A 23566-nucleotide genomic window follows, 5' to 3' on the forward strand; every position below is an offset into this window, starting at 1 on the left:
CGCCGATCGCGATCAGCGAAGGCGCGCGGGCGGGACGGCGGCGGCGAAGCGGTCTATCGCGTCGGCCGTGTGCATGCCTCGTATATGCACCTCTACTTCCCCTCAAACCCGGAGGCGGTGGCGCAGCTATTTGCGCCAGCAGCTTCTTCATTGTCCACCTGAAAGAAAGGAAATTACCATGCATATCGAACCCGGCATCATCGCCCAGGCCAAAATCGTTCTGGCCAATGCCTCGGCCGTCGGCCTCGTCGCTTACTACGCCAGGGACCTGCTCAGACAGCCGGCGGACATCGTCCGCACGCTGCTCGCGGCACTGTTCTTCTCGCTGTTCATGCAGAGTTTCCACGTCAATGTTGGCCCCTCGGAATTGCACTTCGTCGGCGCCATGGCCATCTATCTGACACTCGGTTTTCTGCCGACGCTGCTCGGTTTCGCTGCCGGGCTGCTGCTCCAGGGCCTGCTCTTCGAACCCATGGATCTGCCGCATCTGGCGGTCAACTCGCTGTCTCTGATCGTGCCGCTGATCGCCGTTCACTACAGTGCGGGTCGCCAGCTGCGTGCCGCGCTGGCCGGCCGTGTCGTCAGCTGGGGGGCGATCGTCAAGCTCGACGCCATGTACTACACCGGCGTCACGGCCATGGTCGGTTTCTGGCTGCTCGCCGCCGAGGTGGCGACGCCGCTGGCCGCCTGGGCGTCGTTTGCCAGCTCCTACCTGCTGATCGTCATCTGCGAGCCCTTGTTCACGCTGGCTGTCGTTCGCCTTCTCAAGCGCCACGAAAACAAGCGCCTGATTGCCACCTGCTTCGACATCCAGTCGCTCAAGCTGGCGAACTGAACATGGGCAAGGTGTGGTTCGTTGGCGCCGGTCCGGGCGATCCCGACCTGATTACCGTCAAGGGCCGGGATCTGATCGCCGGCGCCGGGGCGATTCTCTTCGCCGGGTCGCTGGTTTCGGAGGCAGCCATGCGCTGGGCGCCGGCGGGCTGCGTGATCGCCGATTCCAAAGACATGGCGCTGGCGGAAATCACCGCCTGGCTGGTCGAGCAGGCGCAGACGAACGCCATCGTCGTTCGTCTGCAGACCGGTGACCCGGCGCTGTTCGGCGCCTTGATCGAGGTGACGCAGCCACTCGATGCTGCCGGCGTCGACGTTGGCGTGGTGCCGGGCGTGTCGTCGGCGATGGCCGCAGCGGCCGCTGCCGTCGAGACGCTGACCCTGCCCGAGGTCACCCAGACGGTGATCCTGACCCGCGTTGCAGGCCGCACGCCGATGCCGGCCGGCGAATCGCTGCAGGAACTGGCGCAGCACCACTGCACGCTGTGCGTGTTTCTCTCGATCACCCTCCTGCAGCAAGTGGTCGAGGACTTGCGCGCGGCCGGCTGGCGCGACGACGCCGCGATCCTGGTGGTTCATAAGGCGAGCTGGCCGGGCGAGGAGAAAATCATCCGCGGCACGCTGACCGACATCCGCGACAAGTGCCGTGCGGAAAAAATCGCCAGCCAGGCGATGATCATCGCCAGTCCGGCGCTCGGCGCGCGTCACTGGCCGCAGTTGAAGAAATCGAAACTTTACGACGCAACTTTCACGCACCGCTTTCGCCGGGCATCGGAGTAAAACGAAATGGATGGTTCGACAACAGTGCTGCTTGCCGCGCATGGCTCCCGCCATCCCGACGGCAACGACGAAATCCGCCGCTTTGCCGGCGAGTGGCAGAAGCGCCATCCCGCCTGGCGCATCGAGGTCTGCTTCATTGAGCATGCCGACGTGCTCCTTGCCGACGGCCTGCAGCGTGCGGCACACGGCGCCCGGCAGGTGCTGGTCGTACCGCTGATTCTCAACGCCGCCGGTCACGTCAAGATGGAGTTGCCGGCGGCCATGGATGCTGCCCGTGCGGCTTACCCGCAGGTCAGCTTCCACTGTGCTCGTCACCTCGGCATGGGCCGCGAGATCTTCGCCGTGTTGCAAGGACAGCTCGCGCGCCTGATGAAGTCGCTGGCCATGCCGGACCCGCAAACCACCGGCGTGGTCCTGCTCGGCCGCGGTTCGTCGGACGCCGGTGCCAACGGCGAACTGGCCAAGCTGGCGCGCTGGCTTTTCGAGGACAACGAGCACGAACTGGTCGACCTGGCCTTCACCGGCGTGACCTGGCCGCGCCTGGAAACCGTCGTCCAGCGGCAGGTGCGGCTGGGCATGACGCAAATCGCCATCGTCCCGGTGTACCTGTTCAACGGCGTTCTCATCGAGCGCATCAATGCGCAGGCCGAACGGCTGCGCCAGCAGTACCCACAGATCGCCTTCGCCGCTGGCAGCTACTTTGGCTTTGATCCGGGCATTTTCGACCTGCTCGATGCGCGCGTTTCCGGCCGTGAGCTGCCGAGCGGGGCACTGCTCGAGTGCGACGGCTGCAAGTACCGGCAGGCGGCCGAGGCCGAACACCTGCACGATCACAGCCACACGCAAACCCCAACCCTGCTGGTCGGTGCTCGGCACGCACATGCAGGCGAAGGGCACGTCCAGGCGCATGACCACGACGATCATCAACACGCCCACATCTGAGCTGCCATGACTATCCCCGCCGTTACCGAACAACTGACCGCCAGCGGCCGCGCCATCGAGCACGGTTCCTTCGCCATCATCGACGCCGAAGTCGGGCCGCACGACTACAGCGCCGAGCAGTGGCCCCTGGTGCGGCGCATGATTCACGCCAATGCCGACTTCGAGTTCAACGGCCTGACCGTTTTCCATGCGCAGGCGATGGCTGCCGGTCTGGCTGCGCTGCGCAAGGGCGGTACGCCGATCGTCACCGACGTCGAGATGATCTGCACCGGCTTGTCCAGGCCACGCTTGCAGCACTTCAGGCTGCACACCCGGCATTACATTTCTGATCCGGACGTCATCGAGCGGGCGCATGCCGAGGGCACGACGCGCGCCGTGCAGGCGATGCGCAAGGCGCATCGCGAGGGCGAACTCGACGGTGCCATCGTCGGCATCGGCAATGCGCCGACCGCGCTGATCGAAGTGGTGCGCCTGATTCGTGAAGAGGGCGTCCGGCCGGCTCTGGTGATCGGCATGCCGGTCGGCTTTGTCTCGGCGGCCGAGTCGAAGGACCTGCTGATGGGCATTGACGACGTCCCCTGGGTGGCCATCCGCGGCCGCAAGGGCGGCTCGACGCTGGTCGTTGCCGCCATTCACGCGCTGCTTTCCTTCGCCGAGAACGAGCAGCAACGGGTGGCATGAGCGACACCGCTCAAGCGCTTGCCCCGCCCAAGCTGCGCAAGTCTGCCACGCGTCGCCAGCGTGGCAACCGCACCGGCTTCAGCACCGGCGCCTGCTCGGCAGCGGCGGCGCGTGCGGCGACGATCGGCCTGCTGACCGGGCAGGTGCCGGCGCACGTACTGTGCCGACTGCCCAATGGCCAGGAGGTGTGCTTCGCGGTGATCGATGCCGGCATTGTCGGGGAAGGCCTGCTGCGCCGCGCCTGCGCAGCCATTGTCAAGGATGCCGGTGACGATCCCGATGTCACACACGGCGCGCATCTGACCGCCGCTGTGCAGCGGTTGCCGCAGCGTGCCGGAGAGATCGAACTGTGTGCCGGCCCCGGCGTCGGTACGGTAACCCGGGAGGGACTCGGTCTGACGCTGGGCGGGCCGGCGATCAACCCGGTGCCGCAGCGCAATATCCGCGACAACGTGCGTGCGGCCGCTGATGAACTGCTCGAGCACGACGGGCTGCGGGTGACCATCTCAGTTCCCGGCGGTGAGGCGATGGCCAAGAAGACGCTCAATGCTCGTCTTGGAATTCTCGGTGGTATTTCCATTCTCGGCACCACCGGCATTGTCCGTCCGTACTCGACCGCCGCCTTTCGCGCCAGCGTCGTCCAGGGGGTCGAGGTGGCGGCCAGGCAGGGCCAGCGCAGCGTCGTGTTCACCACCGGTGGGCGCAGCGAGAAGTTCGCCATGCGCCAGCTAGGCGAACTCGAAGAAAGCTGCTTCGTGCAGATGGGCGACTTCGTCAAGGCCGCATTCCTGGCCGCGATCAAGCAGAACATGCAGCACGTCTTTGTCGGTGCGATGGTCGGCAAGCTGACCAAGATGTGCCAGGGCCTGGCAGTGACGCACGCCTGGAAGGCCGAGATCGACCGTGACGTACTCGCCGAATCGGCGCAGGCGGTCGGTGCGCCGCCAGACCTCGTCGAGGCCATCCGCCACGCCGAAACCGGTCGTTTCGCTGCTGAACGCCTGGCCACGCTGGGAGTCGGCGAAGCCTTTCATCGGGCGCTGGCCATTCGCGCCATGCGCAGTCTCAAGGCCTGCTATGCCGGTAGCTATCGCTTGACCGTGCTGGTCTGCGATTTCGAAGGCCATTTCATTGTTCGTGTGGAGGAAAATGAAATCCTGTGAGCCCTGTGCCGTGATCGGCATTCTCGACGACGGCTGGGGCGGCTTGTCCGACCGCGCCCGCCAGCGGCTGCTTGCCGCAGACCTGGTGATCGGTGCCGGGCGCACGCTCGATCTGGTGCGCACCCAGCTGGCGGCCGGCTGCCGACTGCAGGACATGGACGCCGCCATCGCGCAGGTGCCGGAATGGATCAAGGCGGCACACGCCGGCGGCCGAGCGGTCGCAGTGCTGGCCACCGGTGATCCGCTCTGTCATGGCATCGCACCCTTGCTCATCGCCAGCTTGGGCGCGGCGCAAATCGAGGTCCTACCGGCGCCATCGACCATTCAACTGCTCTGTGCGCGCTTTCGAAAACCCTGGCAGACGCTGCGCATCGCTTCGTGCCACGGTGCGGATGCCGGCGAGTGGCTGCCCGGCGCGTCGCCCGCGCACGGCCTCTATCGCGTGCTACGGGCGATTGCCCTGCAGCCGCTGGTGGCCGTGTTTACCGGCGCGCAGAACACGCCAGCGCGCCTGGCGCGGGCGCTGCTCGCCGTCGGCCACGGCGACGATCTCAAGCTGTCGGTGGCCTGCCGCCTGCAGTTGCCCGACGAGCAGCTCTTTCCGTCGCTGACCCTCGCCGAGGTCGCCGGACGGGAGTTCCCCGAGCCGAACGTCCTGCTGGTTGAACGCACGCGGCCCATCCGGCCCGTTGTGCTCGGCCGCGAAGATCACGAGTACCGGCAGCGTGCGCCGGAAAAGGGCTTGATCACCAAACAGGAAGCGCGCGTTCTATCGCTCGCCAAACTGCGTCTGGCGCCCGCCGCGACGGTCTGGGACATTGGCGCCGGTTCCGGCGCGCTTGGCCTGGAAGCCGCGGCGCTGGCACCGCTGGGCCACGTCTGGGCCATCGAAAAGAACGCCGCGGATGCCGCCAATGCGCGCGCCAATGCGCTTTGTGTCCAGGCCAGCAATTACACCCTGGTCGAAGGCAAGGCGCCAGCACATCTCGCCGACTGGCCCGACCCCGACGCCGTCTTCATTGGCGGTTCCGGCGGCGAACTCGCCGAGCTGATAGGAGTGGTTCTCGGCCGCCTGAAGCCGGCTGGCCGACTGGTGATGAATTTCGTGACCCTGGAAAATCTGGCCACCGCCACGCGCACGCTGGCTGCCGCCGGCGCAGTCTGGGACCTCATCCAGCTTCAGGCCAGTCGCAGCCAGCCAATTCTCGACATGCACCGGCTGGCCGCCCAGAACCCGGTGTGGATCCTCACTGCAAGAAAGGAAGAAGAATGCCCCGCTACGGAAAACTGATCGGCGCCTCACTCGGCCCCGGCGACCCCGAATTGATCACTCGCCGCGCCTGGGCGGTTCTGCAGTCCGGTGCACGCTGGCTGTACCCGGTGAAAAAGGCCGAGGACGACTCGTACGCACTGGCCATCGTCGCGCGTGGCGGTATCGCCGTGCCGGACGACGCCGAGCAACTGGTCTTTCCGATGACCCGTGACGCCGAGATTCTCGGCAAGGCGTGGGCCCGCGCTGCGCTGCGCACGGTCGAGCTGCTCGCCGAAGGTCGCGACCTGGTGTTCCTGGTCGAAGGCGACGCGTCGACTTTTTCCACCTTTGGTCACCTTGCCCGCGTCGTCCGCGAACTGGCACCCGAGGTGGTCGTCGAGACGATCGCCGGCGTCAGTTCGTTCGCCGCTGCCGCGGCGAGCACCGGCAGCACGCTGGCCGAGGAAGATGAAACGCTGGCGGTGATTCCGGCGGCCTACGGCGTCGGCGTTATCGATCACCTGCTTGACGAGTTCGATACCGTGGTCCTGCTCAAGGTCAAGCCTCTGCTCGACGAAGTCATTGACCTGCTGGAGCGGCGCGGCCTGCTGGACAGCACCTGTTTTGTCGAGAAGGTCGGCGCGCCGGACGAGCGCGTGGTTCGCGACGTCGCCAGCCTGAAAGGCGAAAAAGCTAATTATCTGTCCCTGATGCTGGTCCATAACCCGAAGCGCGTGCGCGGCGAATTACGTCGCGGTTGCCGCACGCGCAAGGAAGCACTGGCAGTGGCGCCGGCAGCCGAGGCCGCATGAAGGTCGCTGTCGTCGCCATCACCCGGCACGGCATTGCCCTGGCCGGCAAGGTGATTGCCGCACTGCCGGATGCCTCGCTGTTCGCCCCGGAAAAGTTTCGCGCCGAAGCTGAAGCCGCAGCGCCGGCGGTCGTGCAGTGTTACAACGGCAAGGTCGGTGACCAGGTGCCGGCGCTGTTCGCCGCGTTCGACGGCATCGTCGCGATCGTCTCGCTGGGCGCTGTCGTCCGCCTGATCGCGCCGCATCTGGGCAACAAGGAAAGCGACCCGGCGGTTGTCGTAGTGGATGAGGCCGGTCGCTTTGCCATCCCGGTGCTCTCGGGGCATGTCGGCGGCGCCAACGCACTGGCTGGCCAGTTGGCCACCGCGCTGGGGGCGACGGCAGTGCTGACCACCGCCTCGGACGCCCGCCAGACGCTGTCCGTCGACCTCCTCGGTCGCGAACTCGGCTGGACGATCGAGGCGACACATGCCGACATCGTTCGCGTCAGCGCCGCGGTGGTCAACGACGAGCCGGTGGCGCTGGTCCAGGAAGATGGCAGCAGCGACTGGTGGACGGGGCACGCGAATGGTCGCCGTGGCCCGCTACCCGTCACGCTGCAACGCTTTGCCCGCCTCGAAGATGTCGATCCCGAGCGCTTCTCTGCGGTGCTCTGGATCAGCCAGCGTGCAATACCGGCCGACTATGCGGTGCAGCTGGCTGGCAAGGCGATCGTCTACCGGCCGGGGGACGCGCATTGAAGCACGCCCCTGGCGCGAAAAACCCGCTGCAGTTTGCGCTTGCACTGGGTCTCGGCTGCGATCGTGGCACGCCGGCAGCGACCATCAACCAGGCCATCAGCGAGGCGCTGGCGGCCTGCGGCGGGCAGCCGTCGGACGTCCGCGCGGTGGCCAGCATCGACCTCAAGGCCGACGAGGCGGGCCTGCTGCAGGTGGCCAGGGAACGGGCCTGGTGCATCCACTTCTACCCTGCTGCCGATCTTGCCGCCGTTGACGTTCCCAATCCCTCGGAAACGGTACGCAGGTATACCGGCTCCCCGTCGGTTTCCGAAGCGGCCGCGCTGCTTGCCGCCGGTGCCGACAAGGCCGATCTGATCGTCGAAAAACACAAGCTACGCGGCCCGGATGGCCGTAACGCCACCATCTCCATTGCCATAATTCACCCATGAGCACCAATGAACGCCACTCACCCGATCCAGAAAGCAGGAAAAATCATCCTCGTCGGCTTCGGCCCGGGGGCGCCGGAACACATGAGCTTGCGCGCGCGCGCGGCCATCGCCGAGGCCGACGTGGTCATCGGCTACGCCACCTACATCAGGCTGGTGAAAGACCTGCTCGACGGCAAGCTGGTCATCCGCAAGGGCATGACCGAAGAGCTCGATCGCTGCAACGAGGCCTGGGAACATGCCTGCCAGGGCAAGATCGCGGCGGTCATTTCGTCGGGCGACATCGGTGTCTACGGGATGGCCGGTCCGACCTACGAAGTCCTGCTGCAAGCGGGCTGGCGTCCCGGATCGGGAATCGAGGTCGAGGTCGTTCCCGGCGCCACGGCGCTGTCGGCGTGCGCGGCGCTGGTCGGCGCGCCGCTGACGCACGACTTCTGCTCGATCTCGCTCTCCGACCTGCTGACACCGTGGCCGGTCATCGCCCGCCGGTTGAACGCCGCGGCCCATGCCGATTTCGTTGTCGCCCTGTATAACCCGAAGAGCGGCCGGCGCACCGGCCAGATCGTCGAAGCGCAGCGCATCCTGCTGCGCCATCGCGCGCCGGAGACGCCGGTGGCGGTGGTCAAGTCCGCGTACCGCAAGAAGCAGGCGATCCAGCTGACCACCTTGGCGCAAATGGCCGAAAACGAGATCGGCATGTTGACCACCGTACTGATCGGTAACAGCAGCACCTTCGTTCAAGACGGCCTGATGATTACCCCGCGTGGCTACGCCAACAAATACGCCGGCTTTGGCGGTCAGGCGCTGGCCGGCGAGCAGGCCGGTCGCTCGCTTAGCCTGGGGCTCGAAGGCTGGCAAGCGGACGTGCGTGAGCGTCTGGCACAGGGGCAACACGCGGAGGAGATTGCTTGCTTCTTCGACCTGCCGCCAGAAGAAATTGACGCGGTGATCGGTGACCCGCGCCTGCCTGCCTGAGCGCGCCGCGTATTGGTGCGCTTAACGCGTGGTTACCGACTCATGCTTGTCGAAGCTGGTGGACATCCACTCCGCCGTCCATAGTTACGATGTCGCGGCCGGAGAGCTCTGGTCGCTCCAAGTCCAACTCGAGGTCGACGCGGGAGCGTGCGTTGTCAATCGGTAGATACTCGGTAAGCCCAGTGGCTTTCACAATGGGCGTCCTCGTTGTTCAGGGGACGTCTTCGATGTACTTGGCGTAATCCGTGTAGCCACGAGCATCGCCGCCGAACAGGATGTCCATGTCGGTGATCTCACTCAGCTTAACCGCCCCGGGGCCATCGAAAATAGGGGTATAGACCCCACACTCGTGTCACCCGCCGCTATTCACCTCTCGTCCGCTACCGACTCGCAGCCGCTTGGCAGGCTCTCGTCAGATGCGCAAAAACAGTTATACGGCAGAACGAGGCGCTGCGAAGGTCACAGACCCTCGCAGCGGACCCCTCCTCTGACCTCGAACTACATTGTCTTGCCGGCCAGCGCGTCGGCGCAGCCGATCGCCACCGGATCTGGATCACGCCGAATGATCAACAAACGGACGGCAAAAAGCGCCAGGAACAGCGTGCCGACGGCGAAGACTATGTCTCCGGGGACGCGCAGCCAGACAAAAGTCTCCATCCACGCGGAGTGAACGAATTCCGGCGAGCGAGCAAACCACACCCCCTCGCTGAGGCTCGCCCAAGCCTGGTAGATGCCGGCCGGCACGAGCGACATGAAGACCATCATCGCCAGCCCGACATTCAGCGACCAGAAGGTCAGGCCGACCAATTTGTCCGACCACGCCGCCCGGTTCGAGAGACCGCGCATGCAGAACAACAACAGGCCGATACCGAGCATGCCATAGACACCGAACAGCGCGGCATGACCGTGCGCCGCGGTCATGTTCATTCCCTGCATATAGTAGAGAGCGATCGGCGTGTTGAGCGTGAAGCCCAGGAGGCCAGCGCCGACGACGTTCCAGAAACCGACGGCGATAAAGCACAGGATCGGCCATTTGTACGCCTGCACCCAGGGGGCAGCCTTGGAACGCTGAAAATTGCGCCAGGCCTCGACACCGATCATCGCCAGCGGCACTACTTCCAGTGCCGAGAACATCGCCCCTATGGCGATAACAGAAGTCGGCGTGCCGGTGAAGTAGAGGTGGTGCAGTGTGCCGAGAATGCCACCGAACAGGAAGACAATGGTTTCCAGAATGATCGCGCTGTTGGCGGTCGCCGCGCGGATCAGGCCGAGACGGGTGAACAGCAGGGCGATGACGGCGGTGGCGAAGACCTCGAAGAAACCCTCTACCCACAGGTGCACCAGCCACCAGCGCCAATATTCGACCATCGCATAGTGCGTTTTCTGACCCCAGGCCAGCGAAGTGGCGTAAAAGCCGCCGATGCACAGCGCAGCAAGGAAGACCATGGCGATCAGCCCGCGGCTTTCGGACGGTTTGCGCAGCGCGGGCATCAGCGCGCGGCCGAGCAGCGTCACCCAGATCAGCAGACCAGCGAACAACAGGATCTGCCAGACACGGCCCATGCTGGTGTACTCGAGCCCCTGGTTACCGATCCAGAAACTGTAGTCATTGCCGATATTCTGCAAGGTGCCCAGCCAACCGGTGAGCGTCGAACCGGCGACGATGATCAGCAAGGCATAAAACAGTACATTGACACCCAGGCGTTGGTATTTTGGTTCGCTGCCCGAAATCGCCGGAGCGATGTAGAGGCCGGTGGCCAGCCAGGCGGTGGCGATCCACAGCACAGCGAACTGCGTATGGATGGTTCGACTGACGGTAAAGGGCAAGATCTCGCCGAGCGGGATACCGAAGAAGCTCGTTCCCTCGACGGCATAGTGTGCGGTGACAACGCCCATGCCGACTTGCGCCAGAATCAGCGCGATGACCACATAGAAATACTTGCGGGTGGCGAGCATCGATGGCGTTGCCTTGAAGTTGAAGAGCGGGTCAGCCTTTGGCGGGCGTGGGTCACCCGCTTCATGACTGGTCGAGTGGAAGAAGATCATCGCGGCGATCGCGCCGAGCATGAGAATGACGCTGGCGATCGACCAGATGCCGGTACCGGTAGTCGGCGTATTGCCGACCAGCGGCTCGTGCGGCCAATTGCTGGTGTAGCTCAAGTTATTTTCGCCCGGGCGGTCGCTCACTGCCGACCAAGCGCTCCAGAAGAAGAAGGCCGTCAGGTCCTGCCGATCGGCCGCGTCGCGCAGAATATTGGCTGGCATCGCGTACTGCTCACGCAATGCATCGAGCGTAGACTCGCCACCAAAGAGGTCGGCGTAGTGCTTCGCCACCTGCGCGACTGCGGTAGCCCGATCGGCACTCAGGCTGATCGAGCCGCTGGCAGCGTCGTAGGTATTGCGGCGGAGCTCGGTCTTCAGCTGCGCATCGAGTTGCGCTTTCTGGCCGGGCTGAAGGTGCTCGTAGGCGGCGCCGAAATCACGCTTTGCCCAGATCGCCTGCAGCGCAAGCGCTTCGCGGTGCAGCCAGTCGGCCGACCAGTCTGGCGCGAGATAGCTGCCGTGCCCCCAGACCGAGCCCAGTTGCTGGCCGCCGGCCGAGAGCCAGGATTGCTGGCCTTGCTGCACTTGCCCTTCGGAGAAGAGAACCTGGCCGTCGCTGCTGACCACCTGCGTCGGAATGGGCGGCGCGTGCACGAAAATCTCGCGGCCAACCCAGCCCAGGGCGGCGAAGGAAAGCACGCAGATCAGCGCTAGCCAGATCCACAGCTTGCGTGTGTTATGCATGATGAAGCTCCTTTACGGTATCGGTAGAACCAATGTAAGAGAACGAAACGGCGACAACTTTCTGTAAGCGGCATTTTAAATACCTCTTACAAAAGATGCAAACGCAATGCTTCTTATGTGGCAACAGAACCGAAGGGAATTGGCGACGATCGTCGCCAGGTGCGCAGAAGCTACTTGGGAATGGCTAGCACAGGCCGCAGGACGTGAAGGATCGCACGTTCGCTCTTGCCGAGCAGATCCGCAAGCGTAACGCCATCCAGCACCTTGAGGAAGGCAGCGAGGGCCTCTGAAAGCGCAAGCTTCAGCTGGCAATCGGGATCCAGAATGCAGGTAGAGTTCTTGCCGAAGCACTCGACCAGGTCCATGCCCGACTCCATGTGGCGCATAACATCACCGACAACGATGGTCGTGGCTGGACAGGCAAGCCGCAAGCCACCGCCCTTGCCGCGCAAGCCATCGACATAGCCGCCACGGATCAAACGACTGACGACTTTCATCAAGTGGTTGCGCGACACGGCGAAGCGGTTAGCAATCTCCTGGATAGTCACCAAGCGCTCCTCGTTGGTCCCGAGGTAGACCAGTACGCGCAGTGCATAGTCAGTGTGCTGGGTGATGTGCATGGCAGGTTCTCGGTTCGCCCATTGTCATCGCCATCACTGGCGGCCCTGCCTTCGGTGACAGCAACGGAGAAATTGCGAACTCTACCGGAGGGCGCCTTCTGGGGTAAGCCTATCTTCATCTGCTTGCTGCACTACGGAGTCGGCACGCTGGCTCCGACAATGACCAGCAAGTCGCAGAGAAGCAAGCGATCCCGGTGTCTGAACTTGCGTGACCACTACACGTGCCTTTCCTGCCTTTCAGGGGGACGAGACATGAGGCGCGCTGTTGCAAGCTAGGCAGGTGCCGCTGATATCCAATTCCACCGCACCGAGGCGGAAGCCGTGCGGCAGTCTTGGCGGCGGGGGCGGGGCAGCCTTGAGGCAGAACACACCGCCACAGCCGGTACAGCGGAAATGGTTGTGCCCGCCATGCTCCTGCCCAACCTTGCTGGCGGTAAACCGGAACACGCCGCGCGAATCAATCGCCTTTAGCGCCAGACCGCAATGCACAAGGGAATCGAGCACGCGATAGAGCGTCACCCGGTCCGCATCCGGCAGCAAGGCTTCGATGTCAGCGTGGCTCATCGCCTGGGTCGCTACCAGTAGAGCTTCGAGGACGTGCACACGGCCCGGCGTGACCTTGACGCCTGCAGCGCGCAGAAGATCATTGGTGGTGGACATGGACGAATGAGAACATAGCCGGGCGACATTTGCAACATAGTTGCCGTTGCCACTGCGTTGCATTTGCAACCCGGTTGTGTTTCACTCCGCCCCCATGAATTCCCTGCCACTGCTCCCGCAAATTGTCGTCGCCTGCCTGATGGGCGGCTTACTCAGCCTGCTTGCTGCCGCGCTGGTGCTGTTCGGCCTGCCGAAGAAGTGGCTCAACTACGCCGTCAGCTTTTCCATCGGCGCGCTGCTGGCCACCTCGATGTTGCACTTGCTACCGGAAGCGCTCGAATCGGGCCTGACACCGCATGAGGCATTCCCCGTCCTGCTGGCCGGCATCCTCGGCTTCTTCGCGCTGGAAAAGTTTGCCATCTGGCGCCACGCCCACGGCAACGATGACCAGGCCGACGGCGAAACCTGCGGCGAACACACGCACGACCACCTGCACGGAGGAGAGGCGGTCGGCATTCTCGTCGGCGACGGTTTCCACAACCTCACCGACGGACTCCTGATCGCCGCCGCCTTCCTTGCCGATCCCGCGCTGGGCTGGGCCGCGACGCTGGCCGTGGTTGCGCACGAGGTGCCGCAGGAGGCGGGCGACTTCGCCATCCTGCTTGCGGCGGGTTGGCACCGCGGCCGCGCACTGTTCTGGAACGGCGTATCGAGCCTCGCTTCGGTGCTGGGCGGCGTCATCGGCTACCTGGCGCTGGAGCGCGCCCAGGACTGGGTGCCGTACATCATCACGCTGGCGGCGGCCAGCTTCATCTACATCGCCATCGCCGACCTGATGCCGCGCTTGAAGCGCGAGCAGCGCGGCATTGGCTGGCACGGACTGCTGCTCGCCGCGGGTATCGCCATCGTGGTGTTCGGCAGCGGACATTCCCACTGAACTTCGGAGAACGTTAATGAAACGATTCGCACTGCTCGTCGCCCTGCTCGGCTCTCTGCCGGCCCTCGCCCAGCACACGCACGGCGAAGGCCGGCTCGACGTCGCCATCGACATGGACGTCGTCACGCTGAACCTTGAACTGCCCCTTGATGCCGCCGTCGGCTTCGAGCGCGCACCCAGGAACGACAAGGAAAAAGCCGCGCTGGCGGCGACAGAAAGAGCATTGAACGACGCTGCCGCGTTGTGGCAACCGACTTCGGCGGCGAATTGCACCCTGCAATCCGTCGAGGTCGACATGCCACAGTTCGAAGGTGGCGAGCACGCCGACGTGGATGCGCGCTATGTTTTCCGTTGCGTCGATCCGGCCGCGCTCAAAGGCATCGGAACGACGATCTTCAAGCAGTTCAAGCGTCTCTACCGCCTGGAAACCCAGCGCGTCGGCCCTACCGGCCAGGGTGCTCAGCGGCTCACGCCGAAGACTCCCGCGCTGACCTGGTGATCGGCTGATAGGCGCGGGCGCATGATCGCTCTTACCGATCTCGTCTTTCGCTGGCCGGGCCAGGCCACGCCCTGTCTCGACATTCCGGACTTCGCGCTCGCCGACGGTGAGCTCGTCTTCCTGCATGGCCCCTCGGGCGGCGGCAAGAGCACGCTGCTGGGCTTGCTCGGCGGCGTCGCCGTGCCCGAGCAGGGCGCCATCGTATTGCTCGGGCAGGACATCACGCGTCTCTCGGCGCGTGCGCGCGATCGTTTCCGCGCCAATCACATCGGCTTTGTCTTCCAGCAGTTCAACCTGCTGCCATGGCTGTCCGCCCTCGACAACGTGCTGCTGCCCTGCACCTTCTCCGCCCGGCGCAAGCAGCGCGCCGGCGATGCGCATGCAGCCGCCGCACGCCTGCTGACCCATCTCGACCTCGCGCCTTCCCTTTGGCAGAAGCCCGCTGCCGAACTTTCGGTCGGCCAGCAGCAGCGCGTCGCCGCTGCACGCGCTCTGATCGGCAAGCCTGAAATCCTCATTGCCGATGAACCCACCTCGGCGCTCGATGCTCCACGCCAGCAAATTTTCGTCGACCTGTTGCTGCGTGAGACCGTCGAAAGCGGTGCCGCGCTGTTGTTCGTTAGCCACGATGCACGGCTCGCCGTACATTTCGACCGCAGTATCGCGCTCACCGACATCAACCGTGCAATGCAGGAAAGCGTCGTATGAAAGCAATTCTGGTGCTCGCGTTACAAAGCGCCTGGGCACGGCGGCTGACGCTCGGCATCGCGCTTGTCTCCATCGCGCTGTCCACCGCGCTGCTGCTTGCCGTCGAGCGCGTACGCAGCGACGCGCGCACAAGCTTCACGCAATCGGTGTCGGGCGTGGACCTCGTCGTCGGCGCGCGCAGCGGGGCCGTACAGCTGATCCTCTATGCCGTCTTCCATTCCGGTAGCGCCACTCAGAATATGCGTTGGGAGAGTTTCGAGGCGCTGGCGACACATCCGGCGGTGGACTGGGCGGTACCGCTCTCGCTCGGCGACGGTCATCACGGCTTCCCGGTGCTCGGCACGACGCCCGCCTACTTCGAGCGTCTGCGCTATGGCGACCGGCAGGCGCTTGCCTTCGCCGCCGGCCATCCGTTCGCCGATGTGTTCGAGGCGGTGCTCGGCAGCGAGGCAGCGGCGCAGCTCGGCTACCGCCCCGGCGATCGCATCACACTCTCACACGGCATAACAGAGTTCGCGCCCGAGCATGCCGACAAACCATTCGCCGTCGTCGGTATCCTCGCGCCCACCGGCACGCCGGTCGACCGCACGGTTCATGTCGGTCTCGAAGCGATCACCGCGATTCATCTCGACTGGGCCGGCGGCGCGCCGCTGCCGGGCCTGGTCATCCCCGCGGAGCAAGTGCGGAAGTTCGATCTGCAACCGAAGGAAGTCACTGCGATGCTGATCGGCCTGAAGCGCCGTGGCGATGTCTTTCGTTTGCAGCGGCAGGTCAACAACCAAAAGGGCGAGCCGCTGATGGCGGTGATGCCGGGGGTCGCGCTCGACGAGCTGTGGCAAACGCTCGGCATGGTGGAGCGCTTGCTACTGGCGCTCTCGGCACTGGTCGTCATGGTCGGCCTCACGGGGCTGATGGCGACCATGCTCGCCAGCCTTAACGAACGCCGACGAGAACTCGCCATCCTGCGCGCGCTCGGCGCCGGCCCCGGCGGAATATTCCTGATGCTGACCTGTGAGGGCCTGCTCGTCACCACCGCCGGTGCTCTGCTCGGCAGTGCGCTGCTTACCATTGCCATCGCCGTGTTGGCACCGCTCGCACAACCCTATGGCGTGCACCTTTCCCTGCGCCCTCCGGCAGCGAACGAATGGCTCTTGCTCGCGTCCATACTCGCGACAGGGCTCATAGCGAGCCTCGTCCCAGGCTGGCGTGCCTGGCGCATGGCGCTGGCCGACGGCCTTACACCAAGGAACTGATGATGCGCATTCTGCTCTTGCTGGCGATCCTGCTCGCAGCCCCCCTCCCATACGCGGCGGAAACCTGGCCCGAGATCGGCTGGGACGCGCTGCTGCCCAAGGACTGGGATCCGGCCGCCGATTTCAAGAATCTGGACCTGTCCAATCTGCAAGACTCTGACCCGAAGGCAATGGAGGCCCTCGACAAACTCAAAGTCGCATGGGATACGGCGCCAGCGGAACCAGCCATGAACGGCAAGAGGGGACGCATCGCCGGATTCGTTCTGCCGCTCGAACGACAGGGTGAGAAGGTGACGGCATTTCTGATCGTGCCCTACTTCGGCGCCTGTCTGCACACCCCGCCGCCGCCCGCCAACCAGATCATCCACGCCAAATCTGCCAGGCCGCTCGCCGGCGTGCGCATGATGCAGCCCTTATGGACCTACGGCACGTTCAGCGTGCAGCGCGGCGAAACGGAGTGGGGCGTCGCCGGCTATCGTCTCGTGGTGGACAAGGTCGTTCCTTATGAGGAGCCCAGGCGGAAGTAGTGCACACGCACGGAAGCCCGTCGCTCGTACCTGCCGTGTGAGGCCGCGAGTTGTCGTCCGGCTTTCTGTGTAGATCAGGACCAGGCCTGAGTTGGTGTTGAAATCAGGGTTCGTACTTGTTCCCGGCCGAGGCCCGGATGGGGTGTGTGTCGTAGATCAGATCAAGGTACGTCACCTTTTCGCTATCGGGATCAAAGGTGAACAGATCCATTACCTTGAAGGTAATAAGTGTTCCGTCCCGGACCGTCCAGTCGTACTGAAAGTATGCGGTTGCGTGGTTCTTCTCGGCCTCGCTGAGGAATATGTCGATTGGCGTGATGACGTTCATCGATGACGCACTAGCAAGGCGATCGAAGAATGGACCTGCAAGCATTTCTCCGAGGAATGGCGACCTCACTTTTCCTTCCGGCGAGAAGAGACTCTTGATCATCGGGTAGTCACTCTTACCCAGAGCGGTCATGTAGGTTTTGAGAACATGGGCATAAGGATGCATCGAACGTGCTCCAACAGTGTTGTGCGCAATGTGCTCTCCAGAAATCGCCCGGCTCAACCGTTGGCGGTTCGCAGCAGATTCATAGGGATCGTCTGTTCACCGCTCCGTATTCGAGCGGCGAAGGTTAATTATCCTGGGTAATATTCTGCACCAATAAGCGTAAAACCGACCCGTCCGAAACCGCTAAAACAGCCACTTCTGCTGGTTGCATTAGGCCGCGATTCGCTGGCCTTGATGTGCCGCAACTCGCGCAGGAAATCGGCAGCCGCTTTGCCACCCGCATCAAAGGCAGCTGTGTGGGGTTGCAAGCCGGACCCGCCGAAAATTCCGTCATCCCCACGCCGGCCCTGCCACGAGCACATCCAGGTCCAGGTCGGTCACCTTGGCGTCGCTTTGGAACGTGTAGCGCCCGTTCCACATCGGTGATTCCGCTCGCCGTATCCTTCATTTCCTTGTCACGGAGCCCAGCTGCTCACAGGCCAAGTTCGCTGTGCGAACCGAGACGGACGAGCTGGAGTACGTCGTCGTCCGGTTTTCTGTAAATCAAGACCAAGTCAGGCTTGACGTGACAATCCCGGTGGTCCTTCCAATCCCCACTGAGCGAATGATCGTGGTGCTTTTCGGCCAGTGGCTGATCATGGGCCAAGGCCGTGACGACGGTGCTGAAATCGTTTTGCAGCGTGTGCCAGTGCGGTCCCTTGGTTTCGCGCTTGTAGTCACGCTTGAACTGGCCCGTGTGTTCAATCGTCCGCATTCAGGTCCGCCATCAGGTCCTCGACGGTAGCGAATGACTTCAGGCCACCCCGGCGCGCTTCCTTCATCGCCTCGATGGTGTCGACGTTCGGAACCAGTGGTTCGAACGGCAGGGCCTTCTCGTGAGCGACGCGGGTCAGTAGGATGCGGAACGCGTCCGACACGGTCAGCCCCATCGCCGCCAGTACAGCGGTTGCCTCTTCCTTAATGTGCTCGTCGATCCGGGCACGAACCACAGCATTCGCGGGCATGGTTTGATCCTCCAAGTATATGAGCCACATTGTAGCCCACGCGACACCAAAACGCATACCTTGCTCTTTGGCCCGGTGTCGGAAGATAGTCGCGTAGCCACCGACTGCTTTACTATTGCTAACATATTTTATCAATAGTAAAATGTCCACAAGCTGTCGCGCACGCTCGATCGCTGCTGTATTAGTATCTAATACACAAGATCCGCCAAGAAAGGACCCGTCATGCCAAGAAACACCAGCGTCACCCTGGGTGAACACTTCGAGGGCTTCATCGCCCAACAGATCGATGCCGGACGCTTCGAGTCCAAGAGCGAAGTGGTGCGCGCCGCGATGCGGCTGCTCGAAGAGCACGAACAGAAAGTGAGCGCCTTGCGTCAGGCCCTGATCGAGGGCGAGACGAGCGGCGAACCGGTGCCCTTCGCGATGGCGTCGATCATTGAGGAGGCACGCCAGGAGGCCAAGAGCGGTTCCGCGGATGCTTGATCTGCTTGTTCGCCCGCGCGCCCGCCGCGACCTCAAGGACATCTGGCGCTACACCGTTCAGCAATGGGGCGCCGCGCAAGCGGATCAATATCTGTACGACCTCGATCGGGAGATTCAGGGGCTTCTGAAGTTTCCGGATCTGGGAACGCCTTTCGATCATGTCCGAGCGGGCTACCGGCGGTTGCAAGTGAAACGTCACCTGGTGTTCTATCGCCGCGATGGTCAGCGCCTTGAGATTGTTCGCGTGCTTCACGACGCCATGGATGTCAAAAGCCATCTATGACCAGCCGTGATCTTGTCGAAAAATTGGACGACCTCCCCGTGAGCGACACAAACCCCCTCCCCGTCCTCCCGGCCGTTGCTTCCCGGCTCCTGACCGCCGAACAGTTCCAGCGCCTGGCCGATGTTCCCCCCGAAATCGAATGGTTCGCCAATCTCGGCAACAAGGCCACCCGCCGCGCCTACGAAAACGCCCTCGGGGATTTCATGAAGTTCACCGGCATCGTGAAGCCCGAGGAATTTCGCACCGTTACCCGCGCCCACGTCATCGCCTGGCGCGACGACCTGGTGCAGCGCGCCTTGAGCGGCATGACGGTACGGCATCGCCTGGCGGCGCTGTCGTCGCTGTTCGAGTCCCTGTGCGAGAAAAACGCCGTGACCCATAACCCGGTCAAGGGCGTCAAGCGTCCGCCGGTGGAAAGCTACGAAGGCAAGACCCCGGCTCTCGGCGACCACCAGGCGCGCAAGCTGCTGGACGCGCCCGACGGCGCGTCGCTCAAGGGCAAGCGCGACCGCGCCATCCTGGCCACCCTGCTCTATCACGCGCTACGCCGCGAGGAGCTGTGTCGGCTGAAGGTCAAGGACTTCAAGCACGAGCGGCGCGGGGTGCCGCACCTCAAGGTGTTCGGCAAGGGCGGCAAGATCCGCTATATCCCACTGCACCCCGCTGCCAGCGGTTTGATTGGTGACTATCTTGAAATTGCAGGGCATGGCGCGGACGATGCCGGCGCCCTGTTCCGGCCGCTGCGCAACAACTGCACTACTGGCGGACTGGAAAGAGCGATCACGCCCGACGCGGTCTACAAACTGGTGCGGCAATACTCAACGGCGCTGGGTTTCGCGATCGGGGCGCACGCGTTGCGGGCGACCGCAGCGACCAACGCGCTTGATCACCAAGCCGACATCGCCAAGGTGCAGGAGTGGCTGGGTCACGCCAACATCGCCACCACGCGTATTTATGACCACCGCAAGACCCGTCCGGAGGATAGTCCGACCTTCAAAGTCGCCTACTAAGAATGCTAGCGTCGTTTATCAGTCTGCCGACATGGCTCATCGCGTCGGCGAGCTGCAAGGCGTCATCGATGATGTTGGGCCTGGCGTTGTGTGGTTTGCCACCGCTCCCGAGCGGAAGTGCCGCGTAAAATTTGCCTATGATCCGCTCCGAACTCATCAACCGACTTGTTGCCCTCTTCCCGCAGTTCACCCCCAAAGATACTGAACTTGCGGTCAAGGCCATTCTTGAAGCGCTGAGCAACACGCTGGCGAAGGGAGAGCGCATTGAAATACGCGGTTTCGGAAGCTTCGGGCTCAACTACCGGCCGCCCCGTAATGGGCGCAACCCAAAAACCGGTGAGGCCGTGCAGGTTCCAGCGAAAGCTGTGCCCCACTTTCAGGCGGGGAAAGAACTGCGTACCAAAGTCGACTCAGGCAGATAAGAGCTTCTTGATTGAGTTCTGCTCGTGCGGCTGTCTGCCGTCAGCATGTTTTGGGGGGCGAAACTGATGGTCTCAGATCGGCCAGGAGCGGTCTGTCGTCGGTATCTGCTTCCGGGTGGAGCTTTAAACTTACGGCTGCATCAAAGCCCCAGTCGTGCGAGACTTTCGGGAGTAACACCGCCCCCAGACGAACCACAATATGGGCTGTGAGGGATGAGTGCATGGCAATGGCATGGCCGTGACGGTGGTGCTGCTCCGTACGTGCTACAACTGCTTCAGCAAAGCCCTTGAACCCCTTCAGCCATTCCCAAAGTTGGATCACCCCATGATCCCTGCAGGCATCGACACTAGCGCACTACTCACCATGCTGGGCTTGATTGCTGCGGTGTGGGCGGTCGTGCCAAGCACTGCCAGACTCAGCTTTCGCTTGAGCCTGAACTGGTTCGACTGGCTAGTCATCTGGGCCGCGTTGCTCATCATCCATGGGTTCTTCTTCGAGCCCGTACTCACCACACTTGGGTTCCCTACCTTTGGACCCTGGTTATGGGGCTTCGACAAGAGCACCACCCAGTACCTGTTGTTCTTACTACTCGCCGCATTCGTCTACTGGCGGTCGCGCAGGACGCGGCTGACGCGGTGGAACCTTGGACTCTTCGACAACCTGACCACGTCGCTCTTGCACGCCGGGAAGCACGAGGAGCTCGCCGACTTGCTTCAGCGTCATCTCGCATCGGCGCTGGACCTGGCAGCGTCCAAGAGCGTGCGCAGCCACTTGGCCAACGCCATCCGCCCGCCGCGTCCCGGCTTCCAAGTCGTATTCCAAGACGACGGGTCCATCACGTTGGGAGCCGGCGCGCCGACGAGCTGGTTATTCCGCAAATGGTTCAGTTTCCGCGAATGGCTTGCCGACTTGGTTGGCCCTTCCCAGCGGGTGCAGCGTCGCGCAGCCAGCGTCGTGAAACGGTTGCTGTCATCCCGCCGCCTAGTCGGACACCTCGCCATCGCTCGACCTTACCTGTGCATGGAGGTCATGGAGCGCGCAACGCGCGTTGAGGAAGGCTTCCAAGACGAGTTCTTCGACGCACTGTTGGCCAATGAGGCCAGTGTCTTCTACAGCGAGCTCAAGAACAACGACAACTTCGGCAAGAGCGGGCACCGCCTAGCGCTGCCTGATGAGAACCGCCTCGTGCGGTTCTACTGTGTCGACGTTGATGTGGCCGCCCGTCTCGGGGTTTTCCGATCTGTTGGCGAGGCCGTACTCGCGCGGATTGATGCGGATGAAGTTCTCGAGAAGAAGCTTAATGGGCCGCTGCTGACCTTCCAGTATGTTGGAAAGTACCACGACCCGGTACATGCCGGTATCTGGTTCTTCAGGATCATGGTGCTGGAGGGATTGCATCAACGTGTGGCCGACCACTTGTGGCTCCACTACATGCCTCATTTCGCCAGGCGCCTAGTTGACCGCGCTCGCGAGGTTCGGCCGGAAGACGAAAACCATGAGTTCCCAACGCCGCTGGCGTACCTACTGTACGAAGTCGTCGATGCTACTGCTGTGTGGGTTAGGGATGCCGAGGTTCTGACGAAGCCTGGTGACGTGCTGCTTCCCGACCAGCGCAAAGGCAATCACATTCACATTTCCTTCGAAGCCGCAGAAGCCATCGGCCGTGTCATCCAGGACATCCTGATGTCGCCGCGCGTGCCCCGCCGACTCAAGGGCGAGTTGCTGGGTGTGGCGCTCACCACCCTGCGAAACTTGGAGCAGCGTGAACACTTGGCGGCGTTGGCCAGGGTGATGCGGGCGCACCTCATCGAACCCTACGGTTTTCAGAAGCAGGACAACTATCTGGATATCTTGAAGCAGTGCTTCGATGAACAGGACCATGTGCGTCGGGCTTGCCTGGAGCGCTTCAGCGAGGAACTCGACGCTGCTCGGGGAGCTGCGCTCTGAGAACTACGTTGCGTTCAGAACGAGAGCAAAATCGACGCATTCCCTACGACTGCTTTGCGGCTCCAGATCCGAGGCTCCGGATGTCAAAAATGGGTCGTCAAGAGACCGTCACGAAAAATGACAGAAGTCTAGCGTACGAATATTTCCGAATTCTGTGGCCGCCCTCCTAAGAACCGCGAAGGATCGGTTGGCCAGTCTCCTGTCGTCTGCTCACTACAAGAAGCGCGCCGTGATCGCCCTCGACGCAGACGCCGAGCAGGTTTCCATCATCGCCATGTTCTACGTCGGCCAGGACTACGAAACAAGCCTGCAGGGCGACTCTGAGGGATGGCCAAGAGCACTGATGAGACTCCTTAGCGTGCTTTATTTTCCGTTTTCTGAGACGACCGCTACGTTCGACCATTGCACAGGTCGGCGGAAAGAAGGAATTGACGGGGCGCACTGACATCGAAATCGAGATCAGCAACCAGTGCGCACGCCTGATCGCCAACGCAATCACCTACTACAACTCGGCCATCCTGTCGCGGCGGCTGACGAAGTTCGAAACAACCGACAACGCCAAGACACTGGCCTTAATGTGCCGCAAATTGACAACTGGCGCTGATCACGCAGATTTCTCCAGCAGCCTGGCGGCACATCCTGCTGAGCGGGCATACACCTTTCTCAGTAACGGCAAGGTGATCGACCTGGACGCGCTTGTCGTCGGGTTGGGGTTGGGATGACGGAATTTTCTGGGGTTCCGGCTTACACCGCCGTCATCATGACGGAAGCTGCGCGTAGTGGTCCCAGTTTGCGCATCCTGCATACTCATGCACGATGTCGGTAACGCTATGGAAAGTCCTCTCGAACATTGCTCCCTGCCTCGTTCTTTGTTTTGTTCCTTATAGCCCGTGCGGGTTTTTAAGGCCAGAGCAATTTTCGGGGTTCTGGGCACAATGGAACAGCGAACCGACTTAAGGGCCATCAACCACCATTCGCCCTGCCCAATGGCTGTAGCTCGCTGCGCCTCGCGCAATAGCCTCTGGCACCGAGAACGAGTAGCGTCCGAGCATGTTGACGGCGGTGTAAGCCGGAACCCCAGAAAATTCCGTCATCCCAACCCCAACCCGACGACAAGCGCGTCCAGGTCGATCACCTTGCCGTTACTGAGAAAGGTGTATGCCCGCTCAGCAGGATGTGCCGCCAGGCTGCTGGAGAAATCTGCGTGATCAGCGCCAGTTGTCAATTTGCGGCACATTAAGGCCAGTGTCTTGGCGTTGTCGGTTGTTTCGAACTTCGTCAGCCGCCGCGACAGGATGGCCGAGTTGTAGTAGGTGATTGCGTTGGCGATCAGGCGTGCGCACTGGTTGCTGATCTCGATTTCGATGTCAGTGCGCCCCGTCAATTCC

27 protein-coding genes and 2 pseudogenes are annotated in these 23566 nt (G+C 62.9%); 22 read left to right on the forward strand and 7 right to left on the reverse strand.

Annotated features, from left to right (window positions below; all coding sequences use genetic code 11):
* Positions 1–178 precede the first annotated feature (178 nt).
* The 10 genes from E4Q23_RS22170 to cobJ are packed head-to-tail and all read left to right on the forward strand — an operon-like array spanning position 179 to position 8604.
* Positions 179–835 (forward strand): energy-coupling factor ABC transporter permease, encoded by a 657-nt coding sequence (locus E4Q23_RS22170; protein ID WP_169068600.1) that lies wholly within the window; start codon positions 179–181, stop codon positions 833–835.
* Between the two features lie 2 nt (positions 836–837).
* Positions 838–1614, forward strand: a complete 777-nt coding sequence (gene cobM / locus E4Q23_RS22175) for a precorrin-4 C(11)-methyltransferase (protein WP_169068601.1) — start codon at positions 838–840, stop codon at positions 1612–1614.
* A 6-nt stretch (positions 1615–1620) separates the two neighbouring features.
* On the forward strand, positions 1621–2556 hold the full coding sequence (locus tag E4Q23_RS22180) for a sirohydrochlorin chelatase (protein WP_169068602.1): 936 nt from the start codon (positions 1621–1623) through the stop codon (positions 2554–2556).
* Positions 2557–2562: 6 nt separating this feature from the next.
* Entirely contained in the window at positions 2563–3237 is a 675-nt protein-coding gene (locus E4Q23_RS22185) for a precorrin-8X methylmutase (protein ID WP_169068603.1), read from the forward strand.
* Positions 3234–4400 carry a cobalt-precorrin-5B (C(1))-methyltransferase gene (locus E4Q23_RS22190; protein ID WP_169068604.1) on the forward strand — a complete coding sequence of 389 codons (1167 nt, stop codon included), beginning with the start codon at positions 3234–3236 and terminating at the stop codon, positions 4398–4400. Before E4Q23_RS22185 ends, E4Q23_RS22190 begins: the two co-directional genes overlap by 4 nt.
* A complete protein-coding gene (gene cbiE, locus E4Q23_RS22195; protein ID WP_169068605.1) occupies positions 4387–5691 on the forward strand; it encodes a precorrin-6y C5,15-methyltransferase (decarboxylating) subunit CbiE in 1305 nt (434 codons plus the stop codon). Before E4Q23_RS22190 ends, cbiE begins: the two co-directional genes overlap by 14 nt.
* Entirely contained in the window at positions 5670–6464 is a 795-nt protein-coding gene (gene cobI / locus E4Q23_RS22200) for a precorrin-2 C(20)-methyltransferase (RefSeq protein ID WP_169068606.1), read from the forward strand. Before cbiE ends, cobI begins: the two co-directional genes overlap by 22 nt.
* Positions 6461–7204 (forward strand): cobalamin biosynthesis central domain-containing protein, encoded by a 744-nt coding sequence (locus E4Q23_RS22205; RefSeq protein WP_169068607.1) that lies wholly within the window; start codon positions 6461–6463, stop codon positions 7202–7204. The genes cobI and E4Q23_RS22205 overlap by 4 nt, the downstream gene beginning before the upstream one ends.
* The gene (locus E4Q23_RS22210; RefSeq protein ID WP_248595649.1) at positions 7201–7632 is read left to right on the forward strand and encodes a cobalamin biosynthesis protein; all 432 of its coding nucleotides are present in this window, start codon (positions 7201–7203) and stop codon (positions 7630–7632) included. Before E4Q23_RS22205 ends, E4Q23_RS22210 begins: the two co-directional genes overlap by 4 nt.
* Before the next feature lie 6 nt (positions 7633–7638).
* The gene (cobJ, locus tag E4Q23_RS22215) at positions 7639–8604 is read left to right on the forward strand and encodes a precorrin-3B C(17)-methyltransferase (RefSeq protein ID WP_169068608.1); all 966 of its coding nucleotides are present in this window, start codon (positions 7639–7641) and stop codon (positions 8602–8604) included.
* A 498-nt stretch (positions 8605–9102) separates the two neighbouring features.
* Here cobJ and E4Q23_RS22220 read toward each other — a convergent pair whose 3' ends face one another.
* The 3 genes from E4Q23_RS22220 to E4Q23_RS22230 all read right to left on the reverse strand — a co-directional run bounded on the left by E4Q23_RS22220 (position 9103) and on the right by E4Q23_RS22230 (position 12734).
* Positions 9103–11391, reverse strand: a complete 2289-nt coding sequence (locus E4Q23_RS22220) for a nitric-oxide reductase large subunit (protein ID WP_169068609.1) — start codon at positions 11389–11391, stop codon at positions 9103–9105.
* 170 nt (positions 11392–11561) lie between these two features.
* The gene (locus E4Q23_RS22225) at positions 11562–12011 is read right to left on the reverse strand and encodes an RrF2 family transcriptional regulator (protein ID WP_169068610.1); all 450 of its coding nucleotides are present in this window, start codon (positions 12009–12011) and stop codon (positions 11562–11564) included.
* 237 nt (positions 12012–12248) lie between these two features.
* Complete coding sequence (locus E4Q23_RS22230) at positions 12249–12734, reverse strand: Fur family transcriptional regulator (RefSeq protein WP_248595650.1); 486 nt, start codon at positions 12732–12734, stop codon at positions 12249–12251.
* A 76-nt stretch (positions 12735–12810) separates the two neighbouring features.
* Between E4Q23_RS22230 and E4Q23_RS22235 the strand changes: the two genes are divergently transcribed.
* The 5 genes from E4Q23_RS22235 to E4Q23_RS22255 are packed head-to-tail and all read left to right on the forward strand — an operon-like array spanning position 12811 to position 16535.
* Positions 12811–13548 carry a ZIP family metal transporter gene (locus E4Q23_RS22235; protein WP_248595651.1) on the forward strand — a complete coding sequence of 246 codons (738 nt, stop codon included), beginning with the start codon at positions 12811–12813 and terminating at the stop codon, positions 13546–13548.
* A gap of 16 nt (positions 13549–13564) precedes the next feature.
* Positions 13565–14047, forward strand: coding sequence for a DUF2796 domain-containing protein (locus E4Q23_RS22240; protein WP_169068612.1), 483 nt, complete (start codon positions 13565–13567; stop codon positions 14045–14047).
* Between the two features lie 21 nt (positions 14048–14068).
* Positions 14069–14755 carry an ABC transporter ATP-binding protein gene (locus E4Q23_RS22245; protein WP_169068613.1) on the forward strand — a complete coding sequence of 229 codons (687 nt, stop codon included), beginning with the start codon at positions 14069–14071 and terminating at the stop codon, positions 14753–14755.
* Entirely contained in the window at positions 14752–16008 is a 1257-nt protein-coding gene (locus E4Q23_RS22250; RefSeq protein ID WP_169068614.1) for an ABC transporter permease, read from the forward strand. The genes E4Q23_RS22245 and E4Q23_RS22250 overlap by 4 nt, the downstream gene beginning before the upstream one ends.
* Positions 16009–16010: 2 nt before the next feature.
* Positions 16011–16535: a DUF3299 domain-containing protein gene (locus E4Q23_RS22255; RefSeq protein WP_169068615.1), complete on the forward strand. Its 525-nt coding sequence runs from the start codon at positions 16011–16013 to the stop codon at positions 16533–16535.
* Between the two features lie 103 nt (positions 16536–16638).
* On the opposite strand, the gene E4Q23_RS22260 is transcribed toward E4Q23_RS22255, so the two are convergent.
* The 3 genes from E4Q23_RS22260 to E4Q23_RS22270 all read right to left on the reverse strand — a co-directional run bounded on the left by E4Q23_RS22260 (position 16639) and on the right by E4Q23_RS22270 (position 18032).
* Complete coding sequence (locus E4Q23_RS22260) at positions 16639–17028, reverse strand: nuclear transport factor 2 family protein (RefSeq protein ID WP_169068616.1); 390 nt, start codon at positions 17026–17028, stop codon at positions 16639–16641.
* Between the two features lie 472 nt (positions 17029–17500).
* Complete coding sequence (locus tag E4Q23_RS22265; RefSeq protein ID WP_169068617.1) at positions 17501–17782, reverse strand: type II toxin-antitoxin system YafQ family toxin; 282 nt, start codon at positions 17780–17782, stop codon at positions 17501–17503.
* Complete coding sequence (locus tag E4Q23_RS22270; RefSeq protein WP_169068618.1) at positions 17769–18032, reverse strand: type II toxin-antitoxin system RelB/DinJ family antitoxin; 264 nt, start codon at positions 18030–18032, stop codon at positions 17769–17771. Before E4Q23_RS22270 ends, E4Q23_RS22265 begins: the two co-directional genes overlap by 14 nt.
* 222 nt (positions 18033–18254) lie before the next feature.
* Between E4Q23_RS22270 and E4Q23_RS22275 the strand changes: the two genes are divergently transcribed.
* From E4Q23_RS22275 to E4Q23_RS22305, 7 genes and pseudogenes are all read left to right on the forward strand, one after another.
* Positions 18255–18515 (forward strand): type II toxin-antitoxin system ParD family antitoxin, encoded by a 261-nt coding sequence (locus E4Q23_RS22275; RefSeq protein WP_169068619.1) that lies wholly within the window; start codon positions 18255–18257, stop codon positions 18513–18515.
* Entirely contained in the window at positions 18508–18798 is a 291-nt protein-coding gene (locus E4Q23_RS22280) for a type II toxin-antitoxin system RelE/ParE family toxin (RefSeq protein WP_169068620.1), read from the forward strand. The genes E4Q23_RS22275 and E4Q23_RS22280 overlap by 8 nt, the downstream gene beginning before the upstream one ends.
* Before the next feature lie 38 nt (positions 18799–18836).
* A complete protein-coding gene (locus E4Q23_RS22285) occupies positions 18837–19808 on the forward strand; it encodes a tyrosine-type recombinase/integrase (RefSeq protein WP_169068621.1) in 972 nt (323 codons plus the stop codon).
* Between the two features lie 137 nt (positions 19809–19945).
* Complete coding sequence (locus E4Q23_RS22290) at positions 19946–20230, forward strand: integration host factor subunit beta (RefSeq protein ID WP_169068622.1); 285 nt, start codon at positions 19946–19948, stop codon at positions 20228–20230.
* A 325-nt stretch (positions 20231–20555) separates the two neighbouring features.
* Positions 20556–22178: a hypothetical protein gene (locus E4Q23_RS22295; protein ID WP_169068623.1), complete on the forward strand. Its 1623-nt coding sequence runs from the start codon at positions 20556–20558 to the stop codon at positions 22176–22178.
* A 229-nt stretch (positions 22179–22407) separates the two neighbouring features.
* Positions 22408–22623, forward strand: coding sequence for a hypothetical protein (locus E4Q23_RS25040; RefSeq protein ID WP_336511763.1), 216 nt, complete (start codon positions 22408–22410; stop codon positions 22621–22623).
* Positions 22568–22900 (forward strand): annotated as a pseudogene (locus E4Q23_RS22305) (Tn3 family transposase); the annotation flags it as partial. The gene E4Q23_RS25040 and the pseudogene E4Q23_RS22305, both read left to right, overlap by 56 nt.
* Positions 22901–23268: 368 nt before the next feature.
* Here the strand turns inward: E4Q23_RS22305 and E4Q23_RS22310 are convergent.
* Positions 23269–23566: pseudogene (locus E4Q23_RS22310) on the reverse strand (Tn3 family transposase); the annotation flags it as partial.

Origin of the sequence: Candidatus Accumulibacter phosphatis (genome assembly GCF_012939955.1) — a bacterium.
Taxonomy (GTDB): domain Bacteria; phylum Pseudomonadota; class Gammaproteobacteria; order Burkholderiales; family Rhodocyclaceae; genus Accumulibacter; species Accumulibacter delftensis.